This is a genomic window from Paenirhodobacter populi, assembly GCF_004022215.1.
Classification (GTDB): Bacteria; Pseudomonadota; Alphaproteobacteria; order Rhodobacterales; family Rhodobacteraceae; genus Rhodobacter; species Rhodobacter populi.
This window is the reverse complement of the sequence record NZ_SAUZ01000029.1, coordinates 37717-45127: the sequence shown is the minus strand read 5'-3', so window position 1 is coordinate 45127 and position 7411 is coordinate 37717. Positions and strand designations below refer to the sequence as shown.

Genomic DNA, 7411 nt, shown 5'->3' with positions numbered 1-7411 from the left:
GCCTATTGGAAACATCCCGCCCGCAGAAGCCGAGGCCAACTTCTACGCCGCTCTGGAAACCGAAGACATGGCCGCGTAACTAACCCAAATCAGCCTCCGGCAAACCCGGAGCGGTTCAAGTCTTGGGGCTGATTTAAGCTACTGCCTGCGCCTGCTGATCGGTTTCGATGCTGCTCCAACTCGATCATAGCCTTCTACCGCCCATGATCGCAACTATACCCACTTTCGCCTTGAATGCCGGACTGTGGTTCCGGCGCGATCATCTTCTCCTCGCTTGCAGCATAATACCGATGTTGCTCGGAAAATCCACTCATCCCGGCTGTTCAGATTTTCGCAGCCACCTCTAACCGCATGTCCTGCGGTCCCTGCATGAAGCGGGCTGACTCAATCCGGCAGGTGGTTGCCATAGTTCTGCTAATGCGGCACTTGATGAAAATCTCGATTGCGGGTGGCAGGCCACTTACGGTTAGGTTTCACTATTCGGCGGGACCTGATCCCTGTTACTCCAACCTCCAGGCGCGAACTGCAGCAACGGGGTCATCGGGAACCCGCACACGCACACATGTCCTGGTGTTCAATAGTTGTCCAACCCCGAACATGCCCCATAGAATCAGGAGTTCCCGACAATGACTTTCAAGCGCATGATCCATGCCGTTGACACACATGCCGGAACGCCGATGCGCGTCATCACGGGCGGTGTGCCGCATATCCCGGGGAACTCGGTCTACGAAAAGACTAGGTGGCTTGAGGAAAACGACGATCAACTGCGCAAGCTGATGCTGCGCGAGCCGCGCGGCTACCCGGCACATTGCTGCAACCTGCTCGTTCCGCCCAGCCACCCCAAGGCGGATGCGGGCTATATCATCATGGAGCAGGTCGAATATCCGATGATGTCCGGCGGCAACACGATCTCTGTCGTGACAGTGCTGCTGGAAATGGGCATCCTGCCGATGAAGGAGCCGGTGACCGAACTGACGCTGGAAGCACCGGCCGGGCTGATCCGCGTGACCGCAGCCTGCAAGAACGGAAAGGTTACCGGTGTAACCTTCCGTAACGTGCCTGCCTTTGCGGTGCATCTGGATGCGGAAATCGATGTGCCGCATCTGGGCAAGGTCCGGGTTGATGTGGGCTGGGGCGGCATGTTTTATGTCATCGCCGACGTGCGGCAATTCAAAGGGCTGGAACTGATCCCCGAGCATGGCCGCGAGATCACCCGCGTATCGGAGATGATCAAGCGTGCTGCGAGCGAGCAACTCCCCGTCGCCCACCCGGATTACCCCGGCATCGGCATCACGGTCGCGCAGCTTGGCGGACCGACTGAAGATCTGAATGCTGACTGGAAGAATGCCGTCACAATGTCCTCGGGCAGCTTCTCCTGGGATGATCCGGCGACCTGGACCGGAGCTATCGATCGTTGCCCCTGCGGAACGGGCACCTGTGCCAAGATGGCGGTGCTGCATGCCAAGGGCGAGCTGAAGATCGGCCAGGACTTCCGGCATCAGAGCATCATCGGCAACGTCTATACCGGGCGTCTGGTTGAAGAGGTGGACATCGTCGGACGTCGTGGCGTGGTGCCGACCATTACCGGCCGCAGTTGGGTATTCGGAATCAACACCTTCGTGCTGGATCATGACGATCCCTTTACCGAAGGCTTCACCATTGGCGATATCTGGGCCTGACGGTTCCGGACAGTATTGCCCCAGCTTCAGAAGGACCGTCATCCCACATGTTTACCAGAATATTGACGCGGCAAGAGGCTGGTCACTTTCTAACATGGCCTGAAGCGGTCGAGGCTATTCGCAATGGGCATCTTCTGCCACGTCCGGAGCTTGGTGATCTGATCCTGGGTGGGGGCAGCGTGGGCCTTCTGAATCGTGCGGCGCACATCAATGGTCTGGGCTATGCCGTCAAGGCAGAGACGATTTTCGAGGCGAACGCAGCGCAAGGCGTGCCCTCGGTGCAGGGGGCGGTCCTGTTGTTCGATGACAGAACGGGCACCCTCCGGGCCATCATCGAAAGCAGCGTGGTGACGCAGTTCAAGACGGTGGCGGATTCGCTTCTGGGGGCAAGCCTGCTTGCCCGACCCGATGCGCGCCATCTGGTGATCGCCGGGGCGGGGGTCGTGGCCCGCGATCTGGTACAGGGTTATGCCACGCTGTTCCCGGATCTGGACCGTATCTCGGTCTGGGCAAGGAACCCCGAAAAGGCGCTGGCGCTGGTCGAAGCGGCTGCGGATATTCGTGCCGATCTACAGCCCGTGGCCGACTTGCCCGCAGCGCTCGGCTCGGCCGATATCGTCGCCTCTGCGACCATGGCGCGGGATCCGATTCTGAAGGGCGAGTGGATCCGTCCCGGCACCCATGTCGATCTGATCGGTGGTTTCAAACCCGAGATGCGTGAGGCCGACGACAGCCTGATCATGCGGTCCGGGATCTGGGTTGATTGCCTTGCTACCACGGTGGATCGGGTCGGCGATCTGACCCAGCCGATCGCTGCTGGCGTTATCGGGCCTCAAGACGTGCGGGGCGATCTCTATGATCTCGTCCCGCTCGGTCCGACTGCGCGCCGATCGGACGATGAGGTAACATTGTTCAAAAACGGCGGGGGCGGGCATCTCGATCTGATAATCGCCAGCCTGATCGCCCAAAAGCTGACCGCGCAGGCGTCAAGCTGCGGCGGCTGATACATCGTCCTGGGCTGGTAGCGCCGTTCCTGCGGGAGCCGAGGGTGTCATATGGGCCTGTCTTGCTACGGCCTGATGCGCTCGTCGCCAGAGCGACCATGCGATGATCTGTGCGGGCTGGATTTGACGCTGTGCCATGCGGTTGGCGATGCGGCGGATTTCCTGGGCGGACCATCGGATCAGGTGTGGCGATGGGGCCTGTGCATTGTTTTTGGGGGTGGTGCGACATTGGCATGATGGCGGATGACGGCCATCATGGCGAAGGCCAGCATGACCAGAGAAACATGGCGGTGCCAGCCGTGCCATGAGCGCGTCTCGTTGTGATCGAGGCCAAGCTCGTTCTTCGCGGTCTCGAAGCTGTCTTCGATTGCCCATCGGTGACCCTCGATCCGCACCAGGGTTTCGATAGGGGTGCCTTGAGGGGACCATGTCGAGAAGAAGGCAATATCGCCATCAGCGATGTTGCGGCGGATCAGCAGGCCCCGCGTCCAGATCCCGCTGAAAGCCGCGCTGAAATCTTCGGCATCGAGATCGGCCAACTCGATATAGGCCCAGTCATGAAGGCGCTCTCCCTTGGTGCCCATGCCTGCCGAAAGACGCTGCCACGCCCCCGGAGGCAAGTCCGCGGCGATATCCTTTGCGGTTCCGGCAACGGCACAAGGCTTGCCCCAGGAGTTGAACGTATGCTTTGCGCTGACCCCAAGCACATATCCCTTGCCGGCACGCCGCAGCGCCAGTTCGATATCGCCGACCCCATAGACGCTGTCGGCGGCCACCCAGGAAAACGGCACATCCGCGGCCAGCGCCCGTTCTATCATGGCGCAGGCCAGCGCAGGTTTTGTGGCGAAGTCGATATCCTTCGGCACATGGGCCTTGTGGCGCCGTTCCAGATCATCGGCCCAGACCTTCGGCAGATAGAGCGCCCGGTCGATAAAAGCGTGGCCATGGCGCGAGACATAGGAGGCGAAGACCCCGATCTGGCAGTTGGTGATCTTACCTGCCGAGCCGGTATATTGCCGCGCCACGCCACAGGAGGCATGGCCCTGCTTCAGAAAACCGGTCTCATCGATGACTAGAACGGCATCGGGATCGGCCAGTGTCTCCAACGCATAATCGCGCACGATGTCACGCAAGGCATCGGCTTCCCAGGGCACCCGGCCGAGGATCGCCTGCTGCCGCCATGGGCCCTTGTCGCCAGCGGCTTCTGCCCGCATCCATCCGGTCTTGCGGCGTTCATCGCCCAGTAAGCCATCGAGAAACTGACCGGCAGACGCCGCAACACGGTCCTGCGTGAACAGCACCCGTATCCGAGACTTCACATCTCGAAGCGACGAAGCCCACAGCTCAAGCGTATCCTCGACAGCAAACCCTGACATCCGTGACCTCATCTGCACCATGGTAGCACAGTGATTCAGAGGTCAGAAACAAACGCAACTGTAATGTTAGATGCACATTCGGCGATGAGTCGTCAGGCATTGGAATCACAGACAATCCAGGACGGACTGAAGACGGCACTCATGGGGCCGGGACGGCTGTACGAAGCCCTGCGGGAGCGGGCCGCGTGATAAGGGCGGAGAGGGAAAGCCCAGCCCAGAACGGATGGCCGTGCTAGGCGCGGCGCCGGTTTCCGCCCAAGATGTCGATATACAGCAGATGTACAGCAAAAGCGAAGGCGGGAAGCGCTGCGATAGATGATGTCTCCGCGCTTCCCGCCTTCGCTACCCGGTCGTCATAGAAGGGCATCACTTGGGCTGGTGCCTCGCCAAGCGAGGGCAGGTTCACGCGCCGTCACGAGTCAGTTCCCATGCCCCCTCCAATGCGCTCGCCGAGCAGCTTGACGCATCGCATCTTGGCTTCGACCAGGCTTCGTCGGTGGTATCCGGACCATTTCTTCCAGTTGGCCCGGCCAAAGCGCTTGCAGGCACGCAGTGCTTCATTGCGTGATCGCAGTCCCGGATCGTGTCCCTTCCAGGTTCCGGCATTTCGGCGAGGCGGTAGTGAGGGGCCGCCCGCCATTGATGGAGTGGATGGCTCCCGCTCCCGGCATCGCAATGTGCCACATTGGGTGCTGTCATATGAACCCATGAAGGGAGCCATCCACTCCATCAATGGCGTTCGCCCGCTCACCATCCCCGATGCGGTTACTGGTCATCTCCACCGCCCGCACTTCCAGTGTATCAGCATCGATCCCGATATGGATTTTGCGCCACTGCCGGCGGCGACTGGCCCCGTGCTTGCGGATATGAGCCGGGCCAGAAAACAGTCCGGGGGACTGTTTTCCCGGCGATTGGCCATTCGCCTTCGCCCGAGAACTTGATCCCTGTGCTGTCCACCAGCAGGTGCGGTGGAGCGGATGCAGGCCGATACGGGATCTGCACCTTCAGATGCTTCTGCCTACGGCAGAGCGTTGTGTACTGAGAAGGATCAGCGATCCTTCCAGTGGAAGGATCGCCCGACGAAGGGTACCTGCCAGTCCAGACCCGACAGGGCCAGCAAGCTTTCCACGAACCCTGTCGTTTGCCGGAGCGGCAGGCCGAACAAGATCTTCATTGAGAGGCAGAACTGAATGGCAGCCGCCGAGAACCGCTCAGGATGACCCGGCTTGCCGCTCGGTGTCGCTAACCAGGACATCTCTGGATCCAGCCAGACCATCAGCGAGCCCCGGCGCTTCAGCGCCGCATTGTAACTGGACTAATTCGTGGTCCGGAAGACAGGGGCAGGCTTGCTCAGGACGCCAATCTAACCCGCTGACTCACAAACATGAATCCGTAATCCGACGGGGGAGTGCAACAAAGCCTCCTTGCGTTCATCCAATTAGTCTCACTATTTGGACAATATATCCATATATTGACACAGATGATTTGCTAACGTATCAAACAGCCAGAGGAAAGCACGAGGGTCCAGGGGGGAATCGTGAAAATCAGGTCGATAAAGACATGGCAGGTACCGCCACGCTGGATGTTCCTGAAAATCGAGACGGATGAAGGTATAGCCGGTTGGGGTGAACCCGTCATCGAAGGCCGCGCCTCCAGCGTCGAGGCGGCAGTACACGAACTTTCGGACTATCTCATCGGCCTCGACCCGAGCCGGATCCAGGATATCTGGCAGATGCTGTATCGCGGCGGGTTTTACCGCGGCGGCCCAATCCTGATGAGCGCCATCGCTGGAATTGATCAGGCATTGTGGGACATCAAGGGCAAGGCACTTGGTGTTCCGGTGCACGTACTTCTGGGCGGCGCGGTGCGCGATCGCATGCGAATGTATTGCTGGATCGGCGGTGACCGCCCTGGCGACATCGCGCGTCAGGCCAAGGAGGTTACCGAAAAGGGTTTTACCGCATTTAAGATGAATGGCACCCCCGAAATCCAGATCGTCGACAGCCACAGCAAGGTCGATGATGCTGTCGCCCGTGCCTTCGAGGCCCGCGAGGCCGTCGGACGGGACATCGGGATCGCGATCGATTTTCACGGCCGTGTCCACCGCCCTATGGCCAAGGTGCTGCTGCGCGAACTTGAAGGCATGCACCCGCTGTTCGTTGAAGAGCCGGTTCTGACGGAACAGCTTCACTGCCTGCCCGCGATCGCCTCCGGTTTGTCCTATCCGATCGCAACGGGCGAACGGATGTACAGTCGCTTCGACTTCCGGCCCATCATGGAGGCGCGCTGCGTCGACATCATCCAGCCGGACCTGAGCCATTGTGGCGGGATCACCGAAGCGATGAAGATCGCCAGCCTTGCCGAAACCTATGACGTGGCGCTTGCCCCGCATTGCCCGTTGGGACCGGTCGCACTGGCGGCCTGCCTGCAGGTCGATTTCATCTCCCATAACGCGTTCATCCAGGAACAGTCGATGGGGATCCACTACAACAAGGGCAATGACGTGCTGGACTATGTTACCGATACGGCACCGCTCTCGATTGTGGATGGCTATCTCAACCTGCTCGAAAAGCCCGGCCTCGGCGTCGATATCGATGAGGAAAAGGTGATCGAGCGTTCGAAGGAAGGCCACCGCTGGCGCAATCCCGTCTGGAGGCATGCGGACGGGAGTATTGCCGAATGGTGACCGGTATTGATCTGTACGAAGATGCGTTCCACGATCTGCCATTGGTCGCGATCCTGCGCGGTATCAGGCCTTCTGACGCCGACGGCATCGCCGAATCGCTGCATGGCACCGGCTTCCGCTTTATCGAAGTGCCACTGAATTCGCCCAAACCGTTTGAGACAATCGAGCGTTTCGTATCGATCCTACCCGATACTGTCCTGATCGGCGCCGGGACGGTGCTGGATGCCGATGATGTGCAGCGGTTGCATGATGTCGGCGGACGCCTGATGGTATCACCCAATGTCGCGCCGGATGTGATCGGCGCAGCGCGCGAACGCGGCATGGTGTCCATGCCCGGTGCCATGACCCCGACGGAATGCTTTGCCGCGTTGAAGGCGGGCGCCACGGGGCTGAAGATCTTCCCCGCAGGACAGTTGGGCCCAGGATATATCAAGGATATCCGCGCCGTCTTGCCAATGGATGCCGCCATCCTCCCCGTCGGCGGGATCGGCGAGGACAACATGGAAGCGTTTCTGGCAGCCGGGGCCTCGGGCTTCGGATTTTCCAGCGCGATCTACAAGCCCGGCATGACCGCCAATACGTTGCGGGCGCGGGCCGAAGCGCTGGTCGCTGCCTACCGCAAGGCGCGGACTTAATCCCTCGCTCCCAATCGCGGGCTTTGCCCGG

The 7411-nt window shown here is 60.4% G+C and carries 5 protein-coding genes and 1 pseudogene; 4 read left to right on the top strand and 2 right to left on the bottom strand.

The window, feature by feature from the left end:
* The first annotated feature begins 626 nt into the window (after window positions 1-626).
* Window positions 627-1679 (top strand): proline racemase family protein, encoded by a 1053-nt coding sequence (locus D2T30_RS19485; protein ID WP_128210214.1) that lies wholly within the window; start codon window positions 627-629, stop codon window positions 1677-1679.
* 62 nt (window positions 1680-1741) lie between these two features.
* Window positions 1742-2683: an ornithine cyclodeaminase family protein gene (locus D2T30_RS19480; protein WP_241651341.1), complete on the top strand. Its 942-nt coding sequence runs from the start codon at window positions 1742-1744 to the stop codon at window positions 2681-2683.
* A gap of 179 nt (window positions 2684-2862) precedes the next feature.
* Here D2T30_RS19480 and D2T30_RS19475 read toward each other — a convergent pair whose 3' ends face one another.
* Both D2T30_RS19475 and D2T30_RS24200 read right to left on the bottom strand, forming a co-directional pair.
* Entirely contained in the window at window positions 2863-4059 is a 1197-nt protein-coding gene (locus D2T30_RS19475) for an IS701 family transposase (RefSeq protein ID WP_241651342.1), read from the bottom strand.
* Window positions 4060-4471: 412 nt separating this feature from the next.
* A pseudogene (locus tag D2T30_RS24200) lies at window positions 4472-5356 on the bottom strand (IS5 family transposase).
* A 240-nt stretch (window positions 5357-5596) separates the two neighbouring features.
* Between D2T30_RS24200 and dgoD the strand changes: the two are divergent.
* Together dgoD and D2T30_RS19455 are read left to right on the top strand one after the other, a co-directional pair.
* Window positions 5597-6745 (top strand): galactonate dehydratase, encoded by a 1149-nt coding sequence (dgoD, locus tag D2T30_RS19460; protein ID WP_128210211.1) that lies wholly within the window; start codon window positions 5597-5599, stop codon window positions 6743-6745.
* Window positions 6739-7380, top strand: coding sequence for a 2-dehydro-3-deoxy-6-phosphogalactonate aldolase (locus tag D2T30_RS19455; protein WP_128210210.1), 642 nt, complete (start codon window positions 6739-6741; stop codon window positions 7378-7380). The genes dgoD and D2T30_RS19455 overlap by 7 nt, the downstream gene beginning before the upstream one ends.
* The last annotated feature ends 31 nt before the right edge of the window (window positions 7381-7411 follow it).